We start from the raw sequence: 19,547 nt of genomic DNA on the forward strand, positions 1-19,547 counted from the left end.
GCGCCGTAGCCGCGTGCATGCACGACGCGCTCGGGGATCCGCTCATGGTCGAAGTGGAAAATCTTCTCGCGGAAATGAAAGTCTTCAAGGACCGTCGGCCCGCGCGAACCGATCTTCAGTGAGTTCTGATCATCCGAGACTGGCCCGCCTTGGGCTGTTGTGAGCGGTGGAACGGAGCCATGCGCAATTTGGTGCAACTCGCCCCCTTCGCCTCGAACCAGTTTCTGATCGTGGATGACAGCTTGATCGCTGACGCGGCTTGGAGACTTGGCCATGAGTTGTTCCTTAGAGCGGTTGGGGGATGCACGCATTCATGATGGCCGCCAGACGCCACGGAGCCCCGCCGCCTATGAGCGGCGGGGCTCCCCGATTAGAGGCGACTGGCGTTGCGCGCTCTGTCTCGATCGATCTCACCTTTGGTGTAGTTGTCGGCATCGGTGTCGAATCCTGTCCAGCCGCCGGCTTCGTAGGCACTGCGGCGGTCTTCCAAGTTTACCGACTTGGTGTGCCGGAGGATCCGCTCGGCATTGCCAGCAAGCGCGTCGTCGACCTTGGCCGTCACCAAGGTCCCACCGCGGCGCACGCCCTCTGCGTAGACATGGGCATCTTGTTCCGAGACGCCGGAATCCGTGAGTGCCCCGACAATCCCGCCAGCAGCCCCGCCCACGACCGCGCCGCCCAGGGCTCCGACGGCGGTGGCGGCTAGCCAACCTGCGGCCACAACCGGACCGACGCCCGGAATGGCCATGATACCGAGCCCGGTCAAAAGCCCGCCGGCACCGCCGACCACAGCACCGAGACCGGCGCCGCCCGCTGCATCGTCAGCGGCCGTGGAGCTGTCATTGTCATACCAATCGGTCGAGTTGCTGGCGACGATGCTGATATCGGAATGCGGAACGCCGCTGGCTTGCAGTTCGCCGACTGCATTGGAGGCGTCATCGTAACTGTCGAATAGTCCGGTTACAGTTTTCATGTTTTTGATCTCCTCGATCTCTGTTCAGTTGGTGCCGGCAACGACGTTGCCCTTGTAGTCCAGCGCCACGGTGGTGTTGTTGCCGTCCTTGTTCGCCTCACCGCGCCAGATGCCCTGGTCGTCCTTGGTCAGTTTCGACACTTCCGAGAAGCCGGCATCCTGAATGCGGCTTTTGGCCTGGTCCTCGGTGAAGCTGTTTGCGCCGGAGAGCGGAGGCGTCGGATCGGGTGCGTCACCAACCGTGACAGTCGGCGTCTCGGACTTCGTCGCTGACGTCTGGGTTCCCATGGTCGTCGCGATCTTCTCGATCATTTCCTGGTGCATCTTGAGCGTCGGGACGGTCTCCTGGGCGAACGTCTTCAGCTGCGCGTTGTCACCGTCCTTGGCGTAGCTTTCGAACAACTTGACCGCATCGGAATGCGCTTCGCGCTGTATCTGGACATAGGATCCGTCGACCGGGTCCTTGCTGTTTTGAAGGGTGTCAAGATCGGTCTTGTGCTTGGCATCCAGCTCCGTGGGCACCTTCAGCTTCTGTTCGCCGGCGATCGTCTCGAGCTTGGCGTTGGCCGCGCCATGATCGTCGATCATCTTCTGCGCGAAATCCTTGACGCTTTGATCCTGGGCTTTGCCCTCGGCGATCTTGCTCGAATCCACTTCGAACATACCCCCGGCGGCGGCTTTGTCGACAAAGTCTTGTGCACTGTCGGCGGCGAAGGCGGGCAGTGCAAAGGTCATGGCTGTAGCCGTGGCCAGCGAGGCCAAAAGTAGGCGGGTTTTCATGGAGAGGGTCCTTGTTGGGCACACATTTGTGCTGTGAGCCTAACAAGCACCGGAGGGCTTTGTTCCCGCAGCCGAGCTAATAAATCGCAGCAGGGCCGCTGGTGATCTCGCTTCGGGGATGAGAGCAACTGCGTGCGCCGTCATCGGCAAATAGCACCGTCCGCCCATGAGACTCGAAAAACGCTCGGGCTGGCCCGAAGACACCAACGCCGAAACTGAAGCACAGCGAAAATCGGGCGTCGGAAGAGCCCGAAAGCAAGCCTCCCGCCTAGGTGGCCATCGTCTTCCCTATTTTGGCCTGAGCGCAGAGCGAACGGAATTGCTCGACCTCAGCTTCGGTCAGGTGCTCGATGCCAATGAAGTCGTTCTTGCCACGGCCGGAGCGGATCAGTTCGTCGAGTTTGGCCTGGATGGCGGCGCCGTCCCGGTTCTGGGTATTCTGGATGAGGAAGACCATCAGGAATGTTATGATCGTCGTCCCGGTATTGATGACCAGCTGCCAGGTCTCGGAATATTGGAACATCGGCCCGCAGCGGCCCAGATCAGCACCGCTGTCAAGCAAAGCGCAAAGGCCCAAGGCCTGCCGGTGGCGCGAGCGACGGCGCCCGCCAGTCGGTTGAATGTCTTTTCCATGGGGAATTTATCTCGGAGGGGAATCTAAGCCGCGATGCTCGATCATCGCGGCTCTAGGAAAGTGCCGTGCTTGGGCACGGCGCTGCTCGCGCTTATGCGGCTTCGGCAGCGACGTTGACGGCCGACTCTGCGAGCTCGGTCAGCGCTGCATCTGTTTCCTTTTCTTCGGCCAGGGTGAGGTCGAGGAGGTTCACTGCCTCGGTCAGGCCGAGCTCGGAAGCCCAGGTCCGCAACGTGCCGTAGCGCGAAATCTCGTAGTGCTCGACGGCTTGTGCAGCGGCAAGCAAGCCGGCGTCGAGAGCAGCCGCTCCCTTATACTCTTCGATGATTTCGCTGCCTTCCTCGGTGATGCCCATGATAGCAGCACAGGTCTTGCCAGCCGGCTTCTTGCCGATAACTTCGAAAACTTCTTCCAGCCGGGTAACATGCTCCTTTGTCTGGCCGTGGTGTTTTTCGAAGGCTGCTTTCAGATTGGGGTTCTGCGCCGCCTTCGCCATCTTCGGCAGTGTCGCCAGAATCTTCTTCTCGGTAAAATAGATGTCCTTCAGCGTGCCGTGAAACAGGTCGTTCAGACCCTTTGTTGATGCCTTGGTTGTCGCCATGATTTTTTTTCCTTGGTTAGCGGAGGTTCGGCTCAACTCGCGTATTGAGGACAAGTTCCTGCGGCCGGCGAAAGAAAACCCTGCTTTCGCCCTCCGCCGACTGCTCACGATTCCGACAAGGTCAAAGGGTCTTGCCCGCGTCAGAGCTGAAGAGAGGTTGCGGTTGCTATTAAGAGGATCGGTCATCGCCCGCTGGGGCTGCTCGAACGATGGAGGAGACTCGTAGCCGGCTAGATGGTCGAGCGTGATGAGAGCGTCGCTTGGCTTTCCGTTCTTGACCAGGCCTTGCTTGAGTGCGGCAATCCTGAAGGCCTCAAACGCCACGGTCGGCCGACACATCCCATCCTTAGCAGCTGCAACAAGACGTGCAGCGTGTTGATAGCTGGCCGAGCGCTTATCCGGCCAACACCCTTGCAGCGCCTCCTCTGCTTCGATGATCGATGAAACGATCATTGATCGCCCGCGTAAGAAAACAACTTCGACCGGAAGAAATTTACCCATAGCCTGTCGCCCATTTTTCAATGAACGGCGAAACGCACGATCGAACAATTGGTTGCTCAAGTAGGCCGGGCCTGACCTTTGGGCATTAGCGGAACCTAATGCTGGCCGCCGGCTTATGGCGAGATGAGCACCCGCGGCGTTAACTTCCTGCACAAGTGGATTTCGAACAATGTCCCTCGGCCGGAGCCGACATGATCTCGGTCGCCGAGCTGGCTCAAAAGCTTTTCGCGGACGCCCGATCCCTTGGCATTGGCAGCACCGAGATCGAGGAAGACACCGGGAGCGTCTATGAGACGATACTGGACGCGATCGTTCACCATGATGCCGGAGCGACCGGCGCCGAAGGGCATGAAGCGACCGGCGATGCAAGCGGGTCAAGCCGGAGCTGATTGGCCGATTTGCGACGCATCTCCCTGCAGGATTCGTCAAGACGACTCATCATGCCGGCTTAGATCGCGTGCCTCAGGGTAACGTAGACCATCGGTGCAACGATCAACCAAATAGCCATTCCGACAACCAGGGCAATTGCCAGGCGCTCTGTTCGCCTGACAGTTTCATCGACCTTATCGTCGTCCTCACTCGGAATCAGATCAAGCACCGAAAAATCTTCTGGGGCAGCATGATTGTCGTTTGCGGCTCGGCTTGCGACGTCATCTGCGCTCGGTCTGTTCTGGACAAAGGTCACGGTTCGCCTCGATATTGCCGCTTGCCGCTGCTGGCACGCGAAATTGGGTGCCCGCCATGTCGAGGGGGCTCAGACGTGACGAGCACTCAGTTGACCGCCGATGGTGGACCTTTGCTCGGCAGGTTCCTCCCATGAACTGGTAGCGAGCAACGAATGCCGGCAATCGCGGTTCCGGCCGCCGCCCATGCAGTGGCCTATTGCGCCTGATAATCGCACAAAGGTCCCACACCGATTCAGACCGAAGGCCGAACCAAGGAACGTTTGCAAATGGCTGGCGTTGGGTGAGCTCTGGCGTGAAGACGATGTCGTCTGGCGCAACTCACACCACTAGGAGGAAACTATGAGAATTCATCTCACCGCGGCCGCTGGGGGGTTTTTGCTGCTCGCCGGTATCGGTGCGGCCGCCGCCGACACCGTGATCATTCAGCCGGAACAGGAAACCGTCATCCGGGAGTATGTGAAGAAGCAGCCCCTGGCTTCAGTGACCCTTCCTGGCGTGGAGCTCAACATCGGCACGGCTCTGCCCGATACGGTCGAGCTGCGTGAAGTCCCCGACGTGCAATACCGCTACGTCGTGATCGACAACCGAACAGTCCTCGTGGATCCGGGCACGCGCAAGATCATCAAAGTTTACGAATGAGCCAAGCGCTTTTAGCTGAAAGCCCGCCGCACAGAAATGAGCGGCGGGCTTTCAAATTCGAACAACGAGGAGCCAAGTATGTCGAACCGTGAGATCGGGCATTCCAACACCTTGGGAAGGCGCGTAGCCGCCCTAAGAGCAAGGATGGAGGAAGCGCGGGTTACTGAACACGAAATGAAGACGTTCCTGAAAGTCGTAGCGGCGATGGAAGAGAGGCAAGGCCGAATTGAGGGCGACGACCTGATCGCCATCTCTTTCGTTGCCGCAGCCGCGTAACCGGAAATCCAACGCGACCAGGCCCCTTACGGAGGTGGGGCGCTCTAGCCGATCCGCTTGATGCGGCCCTGTCGCGTCGACGAGGAGTTGGCCAGGGTCACGGTGCAGGTGCTTGGACGCGTCACGGTCGACGCCGGCACGGTCGAATTGGTGAAGAAATACCACCGGCCGAAAAGCACCACCCTGATGATCGACGAGTCAGCCTGAAAGGCCCGCACCACGGAGGGACCGATGGCGCGGGCCGGCCGATGTGCCCACCAGCCTGACGGAGCCAAGGTAGCGGCATCCGAAGCAAGAACTCAACTATTCGAAAACGCTAATGTTCCATTGAAAAGGCATGCTCGTTCGCTCCTCATGGCTATCCAGTCTCGGCAACATCGGGGTCGAGCAAAGGCTTCTGGCGGCGGACTTGATTGCCCGCCTGGCCGGCGCCTTTACCCAAAAGCCCCCCGCCCAACGGGCGCCGGCCATCTTTCTCCTGAAATCGTCAAGCACGCCCGAATAGATGGGGCTACTTTGCGGGCGGCGCGTTCGGGTCTGGGCAATCAGGGTTTGACCATTCCTCACACGGGGAGGGCAGATCGCCAACGCTGCCATTACGTTCCACGAGTTTTGCGAATCCGTAGGCGAAGGCGAAAAGAAGCGCCAGGACAATCGCTATTCGGACGGCCATACGGGATTATAGCAGGATCTCGCTTACGATTTGACCATCCGCAGGTAGAAGGCGAGCGCCTAGCGCCTCTTGTCCGGCGTCACGGCATGGTTGGTGAACGTCAGGTTGCGGCCCTCCCTGCCGGCATCTCGACAGGGCTGGCAATAGAGCACCTTGATCAGATCCCAGTGCATGCAGCGTAGTCGTCACCCAGGCGACGGGCGAGTGCCGGCACGTCGAGGACGACATGACGTCGGCAGGTAATACAGTCGACTGACAGGCCCGTGCCGATCGCGACTTTCTTGCCGAGCATGTCCTCGACAAAGGGATATTTCATGGTCATGGGAAAGGCGATCTCCGTTGAGGGACTCGCCGCAACGTAGGATTATATTCCTGATATCGGTCGCGCTGGCAAGCCCGTCGTGGACCCAATCCCAGCCCTACTGCTGGGGGCTGCGTGGCGGCACCTGATCGAGGAGTGTGATCTCATCGGTCGCTGCTGGCAGTTCGCCCTTTGGCGTCAGCTTGTCGACTGCCTCGGGCAAATCTTTCGTGATCCTGGCAATCAGTTCATCGCGCGACAGACCGGTCTGCATCGAAAGAGCAGTGAGGGTGTCCTCGTCTATTGCCGTCTCCACGTCCTTCGGTTCGATCGGCTCGTTGAGTCCGGCACTTACCCACGAATCTACCTTCGATCCCACTCCTGCGTTTCTGAAGCGGTCGAGGATGTCCCCCAGCGCTGTCCCGGACACACCCTTGGACAGCTGATCCATGAGCCCGCCTTGCGGGTTGCTTGGATCGCGATTTCCTGCACCGCGGATCAAGTCTCCGATCTTGTCGCGATTTTGGTAAGCCAGAATGCCAAGCACGGCGACCGCCAGTTTTCCCAGATTTGCCATTGGTTTCCTCCCTTGGCTCACAGGGAGAAGGTTTCTTGCTCGCAAAGGTTCCCACCTGTTCGACCCGGTAGACTTTCATATGATGCTAGCCCGGTTCTTCCCCCGCCAACCGTGGGCCATGGTAGTGGACCACGGCGTCTAGGATCGTCTCATAGACGCTACCCGTGCCCGTCTCTTCCACGATTTCTGACCCCTCAATTCCCTGCTTTTGAGCATCAGCAAACAGTTTATCGGTCGCCTTGCCCGCCGAGATGACGTCAGCACCGACGAGGTCGGGCACGTTGTCGGCAAGCCACCGTTCCAAGAACTCTCTTCCGCGAGTGGTCATGACCGTCAATTTCGGTTCGAGCGTTAGGTTCCCGTAGAAACGCGAGATTGACTCCGGCTCATCCGATTTGAGGGGAAGAGAACACCGCCGTTTTGCCAAGTTAGCAGCGACGCCGACCCGGTCTATAACTCGCCAGCCGGCGAACTATCTCTCCGTTTTCCGGTTAGGCCCGGCGGCCGAACCCCAAGTCCCCCAGCCCCGGCCGCTGGGCCACTGGACGCGTGCTAAGCTGGCGATTTCCTCAACTAAAGCGAGGCTTGACTGGAATCCAGGCGTCGCCTGATTTCCTCCAGTCCTGTAACGCCCTCGTTGAACAATGCCCAGATGCGCTCGGCCAAACGGTCGCGCGCTTCCTGATTGCCAGAGATACCCATCTCCTTGGCGTATTCGTCTAAGAGCTTCCCGAGCGCGGCCAGTTGTTCGGGGTCGGCGACGCCCCACAGAGCTCTCGTCATCGCATTTTGCCTCATCGAGCAGGGCGAAAGCGTGATCGACTCTTTCAAGCGTCCGTAAGCCAACTAGATCGGACGACAAGGCATCCTACACCCGGCGAGACGGCATAGCGAATCCTTCACGGGTCGCCGGCCGAAATTTCAAACTGAGACACTACCCGCCGTCCTTGGCCTTGCCGAAGGCATTCGGGCTGGTAGGGAGTGTAGATCAGCCCGACCGCCTTGCCGCCGCACTTAGTGCATTTCAGCTTCGGCCTGATGTCCCATTTCATAGCCGGCGCGTCTGGCCCGTGTCGATCGCGAAGTTTCACCAAATCCAGCGGTTGGCTATGATTAATGGCGCGTGATGACAGAACGCGGTGACCACCATCTTCGCGTCGATCAACGCTTGGAACGTCCAGCCCTTTGAAAGGGTCAGCCCGAAATCTCAACCGTCACTATTGAACAGAAGCCGCCGATACCAGGACGAAGCCGCGGGTCTTGTTCTCGTTGTCGGAGTCCCGAGTATTCATGGCATCGAAAAGCTCAGACGCCTTCACCCAAACAGGGGGGTATTTATACCGTGCGACATCAAGGATGAGGAAGCGGTCTGCTTTCCCATCATAGGCCGCCAGCGGCGAGATATGGCCGCCTTTCTCCTGTCCGATTGCCTTGCGGAGGTAGTTAACGATTACAAAATGGTTCGGCTGGCCGAGATAGGAACTCGCCAGCTTGCGGAACTCCTCGACTGAGCTGTCGGCGGCATGACGGACTTCTGCTTTGACCGGCTGCGTCGCGAGAATTCCACCGATCTGATCGAGCGTCATGCCTTTCTTCGCCAAGACACCTCGGGCGAGAATGACGTCCGTTCGTTCATCGAGGATATTGTCCTGCGTGAATGTGCGATAGGGCTCGAACTCCGGAACCGAAGGCGCCGGGACATTGAGCGCGTTCAGCACCATGACGATGCTGGCGACACCACAATAGGACTGTGTCTTCTGCGTCAGAAAGTTGCTTGCGAGAGGGAAATAGGCCTCCCGGGCATCGCTTTCGACGAAGTAGTTTTCGCCGGCATCAGAACTAAAGCCGGTCAGATTGTCAGGAAGCTTCAGGGTTTCGGCGCCTGCGCTGGTGACGAACAGCCCCAATGCGACCACCGCCACATGAACGAAGTGTTTTGACATGGCATCATCTCCGGTGCGTGTTGGTGCCACTATACCGGAAGGACGGGCGTGTATCACCATCCCCCCGCGCCAGACGTGGGCCGGCCGTCGTCTTCAATCATCCTCCCGGTATTCTTGCAGCGAGGCATGGCGAAGATCCTCCTCGCCCCGCAGGTGCCTCACACGGCCAATTAGCCCCGGCTTAACCCATTGCGTGGCCGGCCGCCTCATGCTTTTCGGCGGTGGCCCCTACGTGCTCCCGGACGCGCTGCCAGAGGCGTTCACGCATCTCCCGGTTCAAGGTGATGAACGCCGACCCGACATAGCGCCCTGTGCCTCGTTCGGCCATCAGAGCGAATGGCGGCTTGCCTGTCTCGCGCTCGACGCCGAGCAGTTCGTATTCGTCGATGCTGTAGCATTTCGCCTTCAGCCAGTTGGTCGAGGGGCCGCTTCGATATTTGCTGTCCTTCCGCTTTGAAACCATGCCCTCCCGACCGGCCTCATCGACAAGGCCTTGGCCTCGCCCTGCAAAGCCTGGCTGAACTGAATGCGACCGCCAGTCGAGATCATGCTGACAAGAATCTCGCGGCGATCCTCCAGCGCCATGTCGCGCAGGTCGTGGCCGTTCAGGTGCAGGAGATCGAAGGCGACGAAATAGAGATCGTGCTGGCGCCGCGTGATGGCTTTCCGCAGAGCTGCGAATTCGGACAGCCCCGCCTCATTGGTGACGATGATCTCGCCAATGACGATGGCGTTTTGGGCGTTCAATTCTTTAGCTGCATCAACCAAGTCTCGATATTTTGCCGACCAGTCCAGCCCGACGGGTGAAGATGCGAACGTCCGCGTCGTCGATGATGATCTGTGAGCGGTAGCCGTCGAATTTGACTTCGTGAATCCAGCCCTCGCCCTCGGGAGGTTTCTCGACCAAGGTTGGCATCAGCGGAGGAATGAACGACAACCGGACCCCGCCGGCACGCTTAGGCATAGGAACGCCCCGCAAGATTGAATTTGATTCAATATCGCAGGGTCGTTCCGTTAGCTGTGGCTGAATTAACCAATCGTAGACCGCGCTGTCCTATTCTGAGACAGCGCGGTCAAACTACTACCCCTGGCTGCGCAGGCGGCTCCGGCTAAATCCAGCCCCCAAGCCGGTCGGAGCCGCCACTCTGCCAATATACCAGCAATGGTTGAATCAACGGTTACCACACGTGCTTTCCAGTGCGCTGTGCCGATCGTTCAACTTTGATGGAACCGCCACAAGGAAGCCCCGCCAGCGCGCGTTCTGATCGAGACGCGCCTTGCGCCTCCTGGCGCGTTCCTGTGGGCGCAAGCTGCCCGCCTGGCGGCGGTGCCAAAGTGGCGTGACAAGCCGGACGCCTATATGCTTCGGCTGAATGTAGGGGAGCCACAATGGCCTACACTGTCATCTGGTATGGAAGACAGGGCATCGTCGACAAGATGACTTTCGACGCCGAGAAGGTCGCGAAAGACTTTGCAATCTCCATGTTCCAGACTCGAAAGGGCGACGATGGGATCGTGTCCGTTGAAGTTCGCAAGGACAACGGCGCTGTCGTCTTCAGCCACGCGGAGAATTAGGAAGGCCCGCGTCTTGGCGGCAGCTGCGATGCGCACAAGCCATTTGGCGGCCTCTTCGCGGAGGGCCTTGCCCTGTTTCTGCTGGTCGCGTGTTCGCTTGTTGCAAACCTCGAAAACATAAGCCGCTTGAAAATGCGAAGGGAAAAAGCCCGCTGCCTTGGGGGGGTGGGCTGTTGGGGCGGCAGCGGGCTTCGTTGCTAGGCAACATCGAGACCATGAGCCGGCGCTAATGCGGAAGACCTTAACGGAACCCGGACAATTTTACCGATCGGCCCGTCGCCTGTGGATACTGGGCAAACGCTGTGTGGCGACCGTCCATTGCGGCTTGGTGCACCGGTCGGGCTGGAGTCCGGGGTACAGATCGTCCCTACCGCCGCACTTGGCACTTTTCAGCTTCGGGATGAGGTCATCCGCCATTGCCGGCGCGTCGGGACCGAACCGATCGCGAAATTTCACCAGGTCGAGCACTTGCCTATGGTGACAGGCCGAATTGTGGCAGTGCGCCGTCACCATCATCTTCGCGTCGTTCAGTGTTTGGAATGTCCAGCCCTTTGCCATCCGGCCACTATCGGCTGGCTTCCGTGTGCGGCGCAAAGAAGCAGCGGATGGTCATATGGGGGGGTGACGTGCAGATGTGATACTGGCTGTCTTCACTCTCTATGACGCGATTCTTGGGGATGAAATATTGGGTCTTGGACCCCGTGCGGATATTGAAATCGCCGCCCGGCAGCGGCTCGACATAGCGCGGGCTGATGACCCTACAATCCTTGTCGTCGCAGCATTCATAGCCGGTGACCGGATCATGGTAGCCGGAATACCAGTTATGAGCGACGGCAAGCGCGATCAAAAAGAGCCTCATGTCACCCTAGTCTTAACATGGCGGCTGGGTGGCAGGCCACAACCCCGGCTGCCCCGCTCGGTTGCCGGGCCGCCTGAAGGCAGTTAGCTGAATGAAAAACCTCGCCGCTCCATTCGCGAAGCGGCGAGGCCCCCAACCGCCCCAATTGCCGGGTCCCAACACCCGGCGCTTCTGACACTGCAATTCTGGTGCCAGCGGCAAATGATCCATTGTGGGGCAGGGTCACCGCGCGTTAGTTGTTGTCGTTCCGTGACGATCCTCACCAGCGCGCGCTTCGGCCGGCCGCTGTCCTTCAGCAGGGAAGCGCCCGTGCGTCCTGGCGCGTCCCTGTGGCTGTTCTTAGGCTATAAATGCGCCGGCAAGCCCGCGCCCCTAATTGTGGTTGTCCAACAAGAGGGCAAGCTTTCTGGCTGCGGCGCTTTCTACAATCAGTTCCTCTAAACCACTGTCGCCGACGCGCGATTTGTTGACGTGACGCCTGATTACGCGGAGCGCTTCAGATATCGAAACTGCGGTGGTCTTCGCGTGACCATCCAGATATCGGCCGACTTCAATCACGGCATCTGCATCGACGTCGAATGGCAATTCTCGCATGGCACCCTCCCGCGGCACCCGAACTTGCTCCCGAATTGTCGCACTGAAACGAAGAAACACAGCATCATCAATAAGGCGGAAGCCGGCGCCTCGCCTGCCGCCTTCGCATGGAACCGAGTCTGGGTCATCGGCTTATATTAGCTAGCGTGAACATAACAAGATTCTGAAAGGAGGATGCGAAATGGCTGACGACAAACGCAAGCGCGACTTCCGTGACCGAGACCGCGTGGCCGGAGACGAAGAGTATGAGGTCGGGTATTTCGCCAGCAAATTCGGTCTCACGATCCCCGAGGTTCGCGAACTTATCAAGAAGCACGGAAACAGTCGTGAAACGCTAGAGCGTGAAGCTGAACGGCTAGGCAAGAGGTAGACTGCCATGGTGCGTTATCATGTCGACGAGCTTTATGGCGAAGAGGTCGTCACCTCGCTGGATACGGATGCGTATGATGCTCTCGGCGCTGTCGAAGCGGTAACTGGAAAGGTGGTCTATCCAAGGGCAGTGCAGCAGCGGCACTGGTTCCGGGTGATCGACGAAGCCGGAAGCATTCACGAATTCAGTCTGGACGAAAATCTTCAGATCGTCGACTTCGCAAAATGACCAAGCTTTCAGACCTCGGGCCGCCGATCATCGGCAGGCGACACAGCGAGCCCGCCAAGCACGGGAGAGAGCATTTCCGTCCATGCCCGTCCTGCGGCCAAGCGGTAGATTGGCGCGACCTGCGGCAGGTGATCTGGCATCAGCAACCAAATCACGAGCGGCTGGAACTGGACGCATGACACCCAAGCGCAAATCCGCAAGAGGCATTGGAATTGGGGATGAGGTGTCGATCATTGCTGCCGTTTTGCAGCGGATCGACGCGGATCGCGTGAGCATCAGCATTCCGTCCTATGATTTCCCACATTCGATAGCCGACCGCACGGCCAAGGCAGGCCAGAACGTTGAACTGGTCGGGAAGGTCACGCGCATAGATGATGAAGCTGGCAAGGTCACGGTGAACCTTCGGCCGCTGGTGACTGTCGATCTGGACAAAGTCAGATTGGTGACCGGGATCGCGCCTCCGCACCGCCGAGCTACTGCCGGCGACGCTGATTAACTCCCGATGTGGGCACTAGGCGATAGCTGAAGTGATTGCGGATATGATCGTTGAAGAACCTTTTGCGAAGGCATCTCGGAACGCAGCAACGGTCTCTGGGGGCACGCCCTCGAACTCATGATGTTTACCGCTGGCCACGAACCAGACTGAGAGAACTCTGCTGGCCGGGGTCATACTCTGTCTTGCTTATCGAGGTCGACGGCATGGTGCACCCGAAAAGGCCCGCCGGCCGAAGCCAGCGCGAGGGTCTGAGGTAGCCAGAGTGTGGTCTGGCAGATTGCCAACGGTCTGCCCGGCTTTTGTTTCAGGATTTGCTAAGACGGCTATTGGCCCGCCGCAGCGCGACCGCAGCAAAAGCGACAGTTGCGTTTCCCGTAAACCTGGCAGTCACGGATTGACGGAAGGTCGAGTTTTTTGATGCATGGATGCCAAGGAAGTCCTTACCGCAAAGAGCGTTGAAGTCCTCGGTGACATTGCTCAACGAGCCGGAGGTGGTCCCGGGAGCAATCAGGGATATGAGGGCGACGCCCTTGTTCGGAATGGTGATGGAAATGCTGAAGTCCCTTCCTGCGGCAGCGCTCACAGCCGGTATCTCTGAAGCTCCAATCACGCGATAGACTTGAGTCGTGATCGACGGGTTGCCGCCGTCGAAAGTGAACGCGATATCTACCGATATGGTGTTTTCCAAAGCATCGCCGGACCCAGCGGAAACCATCCAGATCTCGGAATTGGCGCTATCGGGCGCCTCGTTGCTGCGCACCAGGCGCCTTGCCGGAACGCCTCCAACCGTGACGGCATTCAGCATTCGCGCTTCGCCGGAAAATTTCCAGCTAATTGCGAGCCAGATATCGCGATTGGCAGCGACAGCGCCCAAGCTCTTCGAAGGCGCTGTAACCGTGGGGCCAGGAACCAGACCGCCGGAATTGAAGGACGAGACAGCCGAGACCGTGATCCGCGGCGAGGCACGTCGCGGCTTCTCAAAGCTAAAAATCACCGCCGTGATCGCTAACCCCGCGAGGAGAAGGGCAAAGGCTTTCCAAACAACTGATTGCCTTCGATTTCGTCCCGAACGCATGGTCGTCACCATCTGGAAACATCATGGAGGCGATACAGTATTTTGTCGAATCCTGGCGGCCTCAAGCGCTGATCCTCGCCGGCTACAAAGTCCGCCAGCGCGGCGTTTTCGTCGGCCAAGCGCTTCGCGCGACCTAGACAAGCGGCGCGAAACTGTTCGACTTCCTCCTCCGTCAAATGCTCTATCCCGATGGAGTCATTCTTGCCTTGGCCGGAGCGGCTCAATTCATCGAGCTTGGCCGTTTCCCTCTATGCAAGTGCCTACCCAAGCTTACGACGATCGCGAACCGACCTACGTCTGCATACCTAAAAATGGCCCCGCCGGAAGGCGGGGCTATAGAGAAGACGATGAAACCTCAGTTGTAGACCTTGACGATCTTGCGTGTGCCGGGGTCCACGAGAACCGTCCGATTGTCGATTACCACGTAGCGATATTTGACGTTGGGGACTTCACGAAGCTCGACGGTGTCCGGCAGAGCAGTGCCGACGTTGAGTTCCACACCCGGCAACTTGATGGATGCCAAGGGCTCCTTTTTCACGTATTCCTGGATGACAGTATCCTCTTCGGGTTGGATGATGATGACGTCCTCGGCGGCGGCGGCACCCACCCCTAGAAGAATAAACAAGCTGGCCGCAGCGGATGTAAGGTGGATTTTCATACTATTCTCCGTTTTTGCGGACCCGGCCCTCAGCTGCGTTGATCGCAAACCGTGTCGCTTATCCTAACGGGCAGAAAAATCTCTTGTTCCAAATAGGGCGCAATGGTCCGCCCGTGGGGCAAAAAGCACGCGGTCCCCGGCGCCAGCTGAGGGGGTGTCGCGGCAATCCAGGACGGGAGGCAAGCGAAAGTTGAACAGCTCTCAGTTCACGAACGCCGACACGGGCGACCAGCTCCGCGTGCGGATTGTTCGCAGGAACAGGTTCTCTGACGCCACGTTGTGCCAATCAGAATGGTTGGAGAAATGACATGGACGACGACCTGCGATTGAGATTGAAGGAGCTTAGCGTGACCTTGCAGAACAGGGCTGGCGAACTCACGCTGGCGCGTGAAGACGATATCGCCGCGCTTATGTCCGGCGTGGCGGTAACCCTTGAAGCCTTGCTCGTGCTTGCCCAAGAGACCAGATCACCGAGATCGGGACCGTCGGAAGAATGACCCGCATGGAGCGAGGGCATTGCTTTTGGTGAGCTGTCACGACCGAACACGCTGGTTCCGGCGGAGTGTTCAATAGTGTGATGCTGTGAGCGGAGGCGAGCGCCGCAGCGCCGGTCATGTAAGACCGGGGATCGGCCTCGTCTTGCCGCTCATTTGTGCGCCCAGTGTCAGGGCTTGCGGAAAATTGCGGACAGCCGCTCCCATCAAGGCACGGCCGGCTGGACCGAGGGCCATTCCGGCGATGACTGCAGCTGCGTAGACCCGCGTCGAAAACAATCCTCTCCAGGCCGCTTGGTAGCGTCTGCCGGCAGCTTCGCGCCCTACCCGGCCGCTTGGCGCGTCCGCGAGTTCCGTCGCCAGCAGCCAGCCGGACTGGAGCGCCATTGAGATGCCTTCGGCGATGATCGGATGCGACTCGCCTGCGGCATTTCCGACGCGGAAGATATCCCGTTCGTAGCAGGAGCGGATGCCAGGCCGGATTGGACCTGCGGCAAGCCACGGACCGTCGAGGTAGGCTCCATCCAGAGCATCGCTCACGCCCCGGCAAGAAGCCGTGAGGTGACGGAAGACCGCGTCCGCGGCCGACACCTGACCATCCTGTTTGGGGCCATCATGCCCGGAACCATGGTTCCTGCGCAGCCGCGCGAGCATGTCGCGCCTTATGCAGCACGAGATCGACAGCCGGCCATGATCGGCCAAAACCATGCCGCCATAGCCGCCGGGAAAGGTGAGCAGCGGCATCAGATCGGGCGCGAGCAACGAGCCTGTGAAATGCGCCTTGAAGCCGAGCAGGTCCGACGGACGGCTCGCCTTCTCAAGCTGGCTTGGTAGCGGTCCCGGCTCCCAGGAGCCGTGCGCGGCGACGATCACCGGCGCACGCAACGTCGTCGTCTCGTCGCCGGAATTCTGATCCCTCGCCTGAATGCGCACCGCTTGCATGTCCCCATCCCGGTCGGTGGCGACCGCTCGGCAAGGCTGGAAGATTTCGGCGCCCGCCGACCGCGCCGCCTGCAAGAGCAGAGTGTCGAGAACGTCACGGCCCAGCGCCCGGCCGAAGCCGTCCTTTGCAAGGGGCCCATATTTTGCACTTGGCATCGGCGCCTCGACGCAGGTCTCGCCGGAAAAGAAGCCGACGCGGTGGATTTCGGGGCCGGCTTTGGCGCGCCAGGCATTGCCCACCTCCAGGCGGCCGAGCAGCGAGATGTTACTCGCCGAGATGTATTCTCCGCAGACTTTACGGCGCGGGAACGCACTCTTTTCCACAATCGCTACAGCCCATCCGCGCCGGGCCAACGTCAGCGCGACGGAGGTGCCTGCCGGTCCGGCGCCGATGACGATCGCATCGTAAGTCGACGATCGCGTCATGGGTCACTACCGGAATTGGTGCTGGCGCCGACGAAGACGTGCGAAAAGGGACCGACGCGCCCCTCCTTCAGCGGCTTGCCATTAGCCGCAAGCCAGAGAGCAGATAGCTCGCGGTCGCGAAAGCCGGCGCGCACGCTCTGGGCCGCATCATGTCGGGTGACGTCGTTTGCGCCGATCGCCGGAAGAAGCCGGGCCGCGGCGAGCGCCGACATTGCCCTTAGCGGTTCGGTCGCCAGGGTCAACGGGGCTTTCGGCGCCAGCAGCGAAAACAGACGCACCAGCTCGGCGTCGTCGAAATGATGCAGGAAAAGGTTCACGGTGATTGCGTCGATGCGCCCGCCTTCGGCCCTTTCCGCCCAGTCGAAGACGTCGGCCGTGATACCTTCGACGCTCCATCCCAGCCTCTCGAATTCGGTCGAGAGTTCGTTGGTGACCAGGCCGACGCGATCGAGCAGCGTCAGTTCGACGTGAGGCCAATGCCTGGCGATGCGCCGCGCCACGGCGAGCATAAAGGTGCCGTCGCCGGCCCCGATCTCCAGAATGCGGCGTGGCGGCTTCGGCACGAATTTCTTCAGCAATGACGCCATGATCCGCGCGTGGAACATCAGCGCGTTGATGCGACGGAGATCGCGGCGCGAGGCGAGCGCCCGCGGATCGTCGGCCGCAAGCCCGTCAAGGATTTCCGGGACCAGGCTGCGGTGGCTGAGCGCGTTCATGACACTGTTCGAAAAAGCATGGTTTCGGCCGTCAATCCAGGTCCGAACGACATGCCGCAGCCGAGGAGGCCCGCCGGCGCCTTCAGCATCTCTTGCAGCACGAACATCACGGTCGCCGACGACATGTTGCCGTATCGGCGCAGCACCTCGCGCGACGGCGTGAGCGCGGCGGGCGCAAGTTTCAACGCTCTTTCGACAGCGTCGAGAACCGAACGTCCGCCGGGGTGCACGGCCCAGAGGTCGATCGCATCCGGCGGCCGGCCGCCGAGGATGGCGTTCTGATTGCTCAGCACCGCGTCATGGATCGCCGCCGGCACCTGGCCGGAAAGGACCATGTCGAAGCCGTGGTCACGGATATCCCAGCTCATCAGGTTCCGCCGCTCGTCCGCGACTGCGCAATAGAAGCTGTTGAGCTCGATGCCGGGGGGCTCGCCGGTGACAAGTGCGGCCGCGCAGCCATCGCCCCAAAGGCAGAACGACAGCAGCTTTTCCAGTTCAGTGGTTTCGCTGAGATGCAAGGTGCAGAGCTCGATATTGACCAGAAGGACCTTCGCGCGCGGGTCGGAGCGGACGATATGGCGGGCAAGCTTGAGGCCATTGATCGCCGCGTAGCAGCCCATGAACCCGATCATCGTGCGTTCGATGCCGTCCGGCAGGGCGCAGCGCGCGACCAGGTCGAGGTCGATCCCCGGCGCGGAAAAGCCGGTGCAAGTGGTGACGATGAGGTGGGTAAGGCGCGATGCGTCTCCGCCGAGCTGCAATCCGTCGACGCCCTTTTGTGCCAAGACGGGTGCGGCTTCGCAAAACATCGCCATTCGAGCTGCCGTTCCCGGAAAAGCGCCGCGGATGAAAGTCGCCGCGAGATCGACAGACGGTCCTTCGGGATCGATGGCGGGTGCAAAGCAGGAATAGCGGCTCTCGATGCCGGCAAACCCGGCCATGCGTTCGAAGACTCTCCGGCGATTGGCAGCGAGCATCGAAGCCGCGAACCGCAGATAGAATTGATGAACCTCGTGTTCCGGAACCGCTGTCGCGATCCGGTTGATATAGGCGGCGGACATTTCCGGTCTCCATGGCGTCTCGCGCGCGGTGTCGCGCTGGCCGAAGGCTGGCGCCGGTATTGCGCGTCAGATCTCGAACGTTACCCGTTCCATCAACGTTTCCGAAAACTGGTTTCGTCCCGGGCAATCGACCGCCTGCTGGAAGTCAGCCCAGCTTGGCCTCCGGCCCTAGCTGGCCGCCCTTCGCCCAACATAAGAAAGTGCTCGATCTATCAGGGGGACGGGAAGGAGCGGTTCGGGTCTGGCGCGTCCCGCTTCACGCCATGAACCCTAAAGGGTTGCCGAACGTTTCTGTGCGCAAACAGATGATTGATGGCGCATGGCGGAAAAATCGGACGCTAGTCCCGTGCCGCAGAAACAGGACGCTCCCGGTGCCGAAGCGCGCTTTTCGTTCGATAGAATGGCCGTCGAGCGATTTCGACAGGCTTTTCCGCGAGCGAGGTGGAGCGATGAGCGCAAGAGCTGGTTCGTCCCGGGAAAGACGGCCAGCCGCAGGATCGACCGCTGGTTGGCGCAAGAGGCAGAGAGGTTGGCCATCCACGGGGACAGCAAGGGACGTGATGCCTTCGCCTTCGATCCGATATCGAGCCCATACTTGGAGGTTTCGGACGACCTACGTGTTCGCACGCCCTATTCGAAGATCGTGCTCGAGGAGCTGCGGGCAGTTCCGTGGGCAAGTTGGGACGACGAATTGCGGGCCTGGCGGGTGCCATTCCGTTCGTATGAAGAGCTACGGCGACGGTGGCCCAGGATCGAAAGGGCTGCCCAACATGCCGAACCCCAGGAGAGGAAGCGACGACGAGAGGCCGCCAGAGAGTCTGGAGCTTCCAAGGCCGCTCAACAGCGGAACGCCGAACGTCGCCGTCATCGCTATCCACTGCCAGCTGAAGATTTGCCGCCTCTTGGCCGGCCAGTCGCGACAGAGCAATATGGCATTGTCGTTTTCATCGAAGTGTCCGGTGAACTCGTTGAGCCGTTTGTGTTGACGGCTTCATTTCCAATCGCGATGCGCACACACGTCGACTACGTTTGGGGCAGGTGGCGTTCGGCCACGCTTGCCGAATTGCTCAGGAGGTGGCCCGCGCGAAGTGCGCCAGGACCAAATGAACGTTCGAGGGGCTGGTGGCAACCGACACTTGCCGAATTGAGAGTTGCTCGTCGAAACGCCCGGAGCATCGAACGCGGAAAACAAAGTCGCGCCCGCAAGACGGGTGGCTGACATGCCTAGCTGTTTGACATTAATCAACCAGACCGCATCACACCCGGCTCTTCGGTGGGCGGATTACTACTGCGAGATCGCAGCTCGGAATTATCACGCAATACGTCGGAAAAATTGACGGTGGCAACCAGATAGCCTGCCTCATCGTAAACCTTGATAATCGAGCCCGATTGATCAGCGCCGGTCGAGGATCCTGCCGACAGGGCGGCATGGGCCATTTCGATTGCTCTCGGGCTGGCCAGGTCGGCGC

General features: G+C 60.0%; 30 protein-coding genes and 3 pseudogenes. 10 read left to right on the plus strand and 23 right to left on the minus strand.

Translation table 11 applies throughout. The features are described 5' to 3' along the window. The 6 genes and pseudogenes from AC04SI_RS30970 to AC04SI_RS30995 all read right to left on the minus strand — a co-directional run. Positions 1-275, minus strand: a 275-nt coding sequence (locus AC04SI_RS30970; protein WP_488475534.1) for a catalase, incomplete at its 3' end; no start/stop codon positions are given. Positions 276-370: 95 nt separating this feature from the next. Further along, positions 371-973 carry a hypothetical protein gene (locus tag AC04SI_RS30975; RefSeq protein ID WP_404281502.1) on the minus strand — a complete coding sequence of 201 codons (603 nt, stop codon included), beginning with the start codon at positions 971-973 and terminating at the stop codon, positions 371-373. A gap of 24 nt (positions 974-997) precedes the next feature. Then, complete coding sequence (locus tag AC04SI_RS30980) at positions 998-1,753, minus strand: DUF4142 domain-containing protein (protein WP_404281504.1); 756 nt, start codon at positions 1,751-1,753, stop codon at positions 998-1,000. A 295-nt stretch (positions 1,754-2,048) separates the two neighbouring features. After that, a pseudogene (locus AC04SI_RS30985) lies at positions 2,049-2,386 on the minus strand (low affinity iron permease family protein); the annotation flags it as partial. Between the two features lie 92 nt (positions 2,387-2,478). Then, on the minus strand, positions 2,479-2,988 hold the full coding sequence (locus AC04SI_RS30990) for a YciE/YciF ferroxidase family protein (RefSeq protein ID WP_404281505.1): 510 nt from the start codon (positions 2,986-2,988) through the stop codon (positions 2,479-2,481). A 291-nt stretch (positions 2,989-3,279) separates the two neighbouring features. After that, a pseudogene (locus AC04SI_RS30995) lies at positions 3,280-3,489 on the minus strand (DUF982 domain-containing protein); the annotation flags it as partial. 123 nt (positions 3,490-3,612) lie between these two features. Here AC04SI_RS30995 and AC04SI_RS31000 point away from each other — a divergent pair. Continuing rightward, a pseudogene (locus AC04SI_RS31000) lies at positions 3,613-3,878 on the plus strand (DUF768 domain-containing protein). 59 nt (positions 3,879-3,937) lie between these two features. On the opposite strand, the gene AC04SI_RS31005 reads toward AC04SI_RS31000, so the two are convergent. Continuing rightward, positions 3,938-4,174: a hypothetical protein gene (locus AC04SI_RS31005; RefSeq protein WP_404281507.1), complete on the minus strand. Its 237-nt coding sequence runs from the start codon at positions 4,172-4,174 to the stop codon at positions 3,938-3,940. Between the two features lie 340 nt (positions 4,175-4,514). Here AC04SI_RS31005 and AC04SI_RS31010 point away from each other — a divergent pair, with 340 nt between their 5' ends. The 3 genes from AC04SI_RS31010 (at position 4,515) to AC04SI_RS31020 (ending at position 5,297) form a co-directional block, all read left to right on the plus strand. Then, positions 4,515-4,814: a DUF1236 domain-containing protein gene (locus AC04SI_RS31010; protein WP_488475535.1), complete on the plus strand. Its 300-nt coding sequence runs from the start codon at positions 4,515-4,517 to the stop codon at positions 4,812-4,814. A gap of 78 nt (positions 4,815-4,892) precedes the next feature. Continuing rightward, complete coding sequence (locus AC04SI_RS31015; RefSeq protein ID WP_404281511.1) at positions 4,893-5,090, plus strand: hypothetical protein; 198 nt, start codon at positions 4,893-4,895, stop codon at positions 5,088-5,090. Positions 5,091-5,150: 60 nt separating this feature from the next. After that, positions 5,151-5,297, plus strand: coding sequence for a hypothetical protein (locus tag AC04SI_RS31020; RefSeq protein WP_404281512.1), 147 nt, complete (start codon positions 5,151-5,153; stop codon positions 5,295-5,297). Positions 5,298-5,920: 623 nt separating this feature from the next. Here AC04SI_RS31020 and AC04SI_RS31025 read toward each other — a convergent pair. From AC04SI_RS31025 to AC04SI_RS31060, 8 genes are all read right to left on the minus strand, one after another. Next, the gene (locus AC04SI_RS31025; protein WP_404281514.1) at positions 5,921-6,085 is read right to left on the minus strand and encodes a hypothetical protein; all 165 of its coding nucleotides are present in this window, start codon (positions 6,083-6,085) and stop codon (positions 5,921-5,923) included. Between the two features lie 97 nt (positions 6,086-6,182). Further along, the gene (locus AC04SI_RS31030) at positions 6,183-6,641 is read right to left on the minus strand and encodes a YidB family protein (RefSeq protein ID WP_488475536.1); all 459 of its coding nucleotides are present in this window, start codon (positions 6,639-6,641) and stop codon (positions 6,183-6,185) included. An 85-nt stretch (positions 6,642-6,726) separates the two neighbouring features. After that, positions 6,727-6,969, minus strand: coding sequence for a DUF768 domain-containing protein (locus tag AC04SI_RS31035; protein WP_488475548.1), 243 nt, complete (start codon positions 6,967-6,969; stop codon positions 6,727-6,729). Positions 6,970-7,214: 245 nt separating this feature from the next. Beyond that, on the minus strand, positions 7,215-7,472 hold the full coding sequence (locus AC04SI_RS31040) for a hypothetical protein (protein ID WP_404281520.1): 258 nt from the start codon (positions 7,470-7,472) through the stop codon (positions 7,215-7,217). A 386-nt stretch (positions 7,473-7,858) separates the two neighbouring features. Further along, positions 7,859-8,584, minus strand: coding sequence for a phytochelatin synthase family protein (locus AC04SI_RS31045; protein ID WP_404281522.1), 726 nt, complete (start codon positions 8,582-8,584; stop codon positions 7,859-7,861). A gap of 181 nt (positions 8,585-8,765) precedes the next feature. After that, positions 8,766-9,047, minus strand: a complete 282-nt coding sequence (locus AC04SI_RS31050) for a hypothetical protein (RefSeq protein ID WP_488475537.1) — start codon at positions 9,045-9,047, stop codon at positions 8,766-8,768. Next, positions 8,990-9,331, minus strand: coding sequence for an ATP-dependent DNA ligase (locus AC04SI_RS31055; protein WP_404281526.1), 342 nt, complete (start codon positions 9,329-9,331; stop codon positions 8,990-8,992). Before AC04SI_RS31055 ends, AC04SI_RS31050 begins: the two co-directional genes overlap by 58 nt. Before the next feature lie 13 nt (positions 9,332-9,344). Further along, positions 9,345-9,548: a hypothetical protein gene (locus AC04SI_RS31060; protein WP_404281528.1), complete on the minus strand. Its 204-nt coding sequence runs from the start codon at positions 9,546-9,548 to the stop codon at positions 9,345-9,347. Positions 9,549-9,973: 425 nt separating this feature from the next. Between AC04SI_RS31060 and AC04SI_RS31065 the strand changes: the two genes are divergently transcribed. Next, positions 9,974-10,159, plus strand: a complete 186-nt coding sequence (locus AC04SI_RS31065) for a hypothetical protein (RefSeq protein WP_404281530.1) — start codon at positions 9,974-9,976, stop codon at positions 10,157-10,159. 565 nt (positions 10,160-10,724) lie between these two features. Here the strand turns inward: AC04SI_RS31065 and AC04SI_RS31070 are convergent. Together AC04SI_RS31070 and AC04SI_RS31075 are read right to left on the minus strand one after the other, a co-directional pair. Further along, positions 10,725-11,018 (minus strand): hypothetical protein, encoded by a 294-nt coding sequence (locus AC04SI_RS31070; RefSeq protein ID WP_404281532.1) that lies wholly within the window; start codon positions 11,016-11,018, stop codon positions 10,725-10,727. A gap of 372 nt (positions 11,019-11,390) precedes the next feature. Beyond that, positions 11,391-11,612, minus strand: coding sequence for a hypothetical protein (locus AC04SI_RS31075; protein WP_488475538.1), 222 nt, complete (start codon positions 11,610-11,612; stop codon positions 11,391-11,393). A 181-nt stretch (positions 11,613-11,793) separates the two neighbouring features. Between AC04SI_RS31075 and AC04SI_RS31080 the strand changes: the two genes are divergently transcribed. From AC04SI_RS31080 to AC04SI_RS31090, 3 genes are all read left to right on the plus strand, one after another. After that, a complete protein-coding gene (locus AC04SI_RS31080; RefSeq protein WP_436251505.1) occupies positions 11,794-11,982 on the plus strand; it encodes a DUF3606 domain-containing protein in 189 nt (62 codons plus the stop codon). A gap of 6 nt (positions 11,983-11,988) precedes the next feature. Further along, positions 11,989-12,210, plus strand: coding sequence for a hypothetical protein (locus AC04SI_RS31085; protein WP_488475539.1), 222 nt, complete (start codon positions 11,989-11,991; stop codon positions 12,208-12,210). 175 nt (positions 12,211-12,385) lie between these two features. After that, positions 12,386-12,706 carry a hypothetical protein gene (locus AC04SI_RS31090; protein WP_404281540.1) on the plus strand — a complete coding sequence of 107 codons (321 nt, stop codon included), beginning with the start codon at positions 12,386-12,388 and terminating at the stop codon, positions 12,704-12,706. Positions 12,707-13,010: 304 nt separating this feature from the next. Here AC04SI_RS31090 and AC04SI_RS31095 read toward each other — a convergent pair whose 3' ends face one another. After that, entirely contained in the window at positions 13,011-13,793 is a 783-nt protein-coding gene (locus tag AC04SI_RS31095) for a hypothetical protein (protein ID WP_488475540.1), read from the minus strand. Between the two features lie 343 nt (positions 13,794-14,136). Then, positions 14,137-14,439, minus strand: coding sequence for a DUF1236 domain-containing protein (locus AC04SI_RS31100; RefSeq protein ID WP_488475541.1), 303 nt, complete (start codon positions 14,437-14,439; stop codon positions 14,137-14,139). Positions 14,440-14,747: 308 nt separating this feature from the next. Between AC04SI_RS31100 and AC04SI_RS31105 the strand changes: the two genes are divergently transcribed. Beyond that, on the plus strand, positions 14,748-14,936 hold the full coding sequence (locus AC04SI_RS31105; protein WP_488475542.1) for a hypothetical protein: 189 nt from the start codon (positions 14,748-14,750) through the stop codon (positions 14,934-14,936). A 114-nt stretch (positions 14,937-15,050) separates the two neighbouring features. Here AC04SI_RS31105 and AC04SI_RS31110 read toward each other — a convergent pair whose 3' ends face one another. From AC04SI_RS31110 to AC04SI_RS31120, 3 genes are read right to left on the minus strand one after another with little or no spacing between them, the layout of a single operon-like run. Next, a complete protein-coding gene (locus AC04SI_RS31110) occupies positions 15,051-16,301 on the minus strand; it encodes an NAD(P)/FAD-dependent oxidoreductase (RefSeq protein ID WP_488475543.1) in 1,251 nt (416 codons plus the stop codon). Then, positions 16,298-17,017: a methyltransferase domain-containing protein gene (locus tag AC04SI_RS31115; protein WP_488475544.1), complete on the minus strand. Its 720-nt coding sequence runs from the start codon at positions 17,015-17,017 to the stop codon at positions 16,298-16,300. Before AC04SI_RS31115 ends, AC04SI_RS31110 begins: the two co-directional genes overlap by 4 nt. Next, positions 17,014-18,078 (minus strand): type III polyketide synthase, encoded by a 1,065-nt coding sequence (locus tag AC04SI_RS31120; protein ID WP_488475545.1) that lies wholly within the window; start codon positions 18,076-18,078, stop codon positions 17,014-17,016. Before AC04SI_RS31120 ends, AC04SI_RS31115 begins: the two co-directional genes overlap by 4 nt. Before the next feature lie 319 nt (positions 18,079-18,397). Here AC04SI_RS31120 and AC04SI_RS31125 point away from each other — a divergent pair, with 319 nt between their 5' ends. Then, a complete protein-coding gene (locus AC04SI_RS31125) occupies positions 18,398-19,297 on the plus strand; it encodes a hypothetical protein (protein ID WP_488475546.1) in 900 nt (299 codons plus the stop codon). 23 nt (positions 19,298-19,320) lie between these two features. Here AC04SI_RS31125 and AC04SI_RS31130 read toward each other — a convergent pair. Next, on the minus strand, positions 19,321-19,547 hold a 227-nt coding region (locus tag AC04SI_RS31130; protein WP_488475547.1), incomplete at its 5' end, for a hypothetical protein.

This window comes from Mesorhizobium sp. CNPSo 4689, from assembly GCF_057784325.1.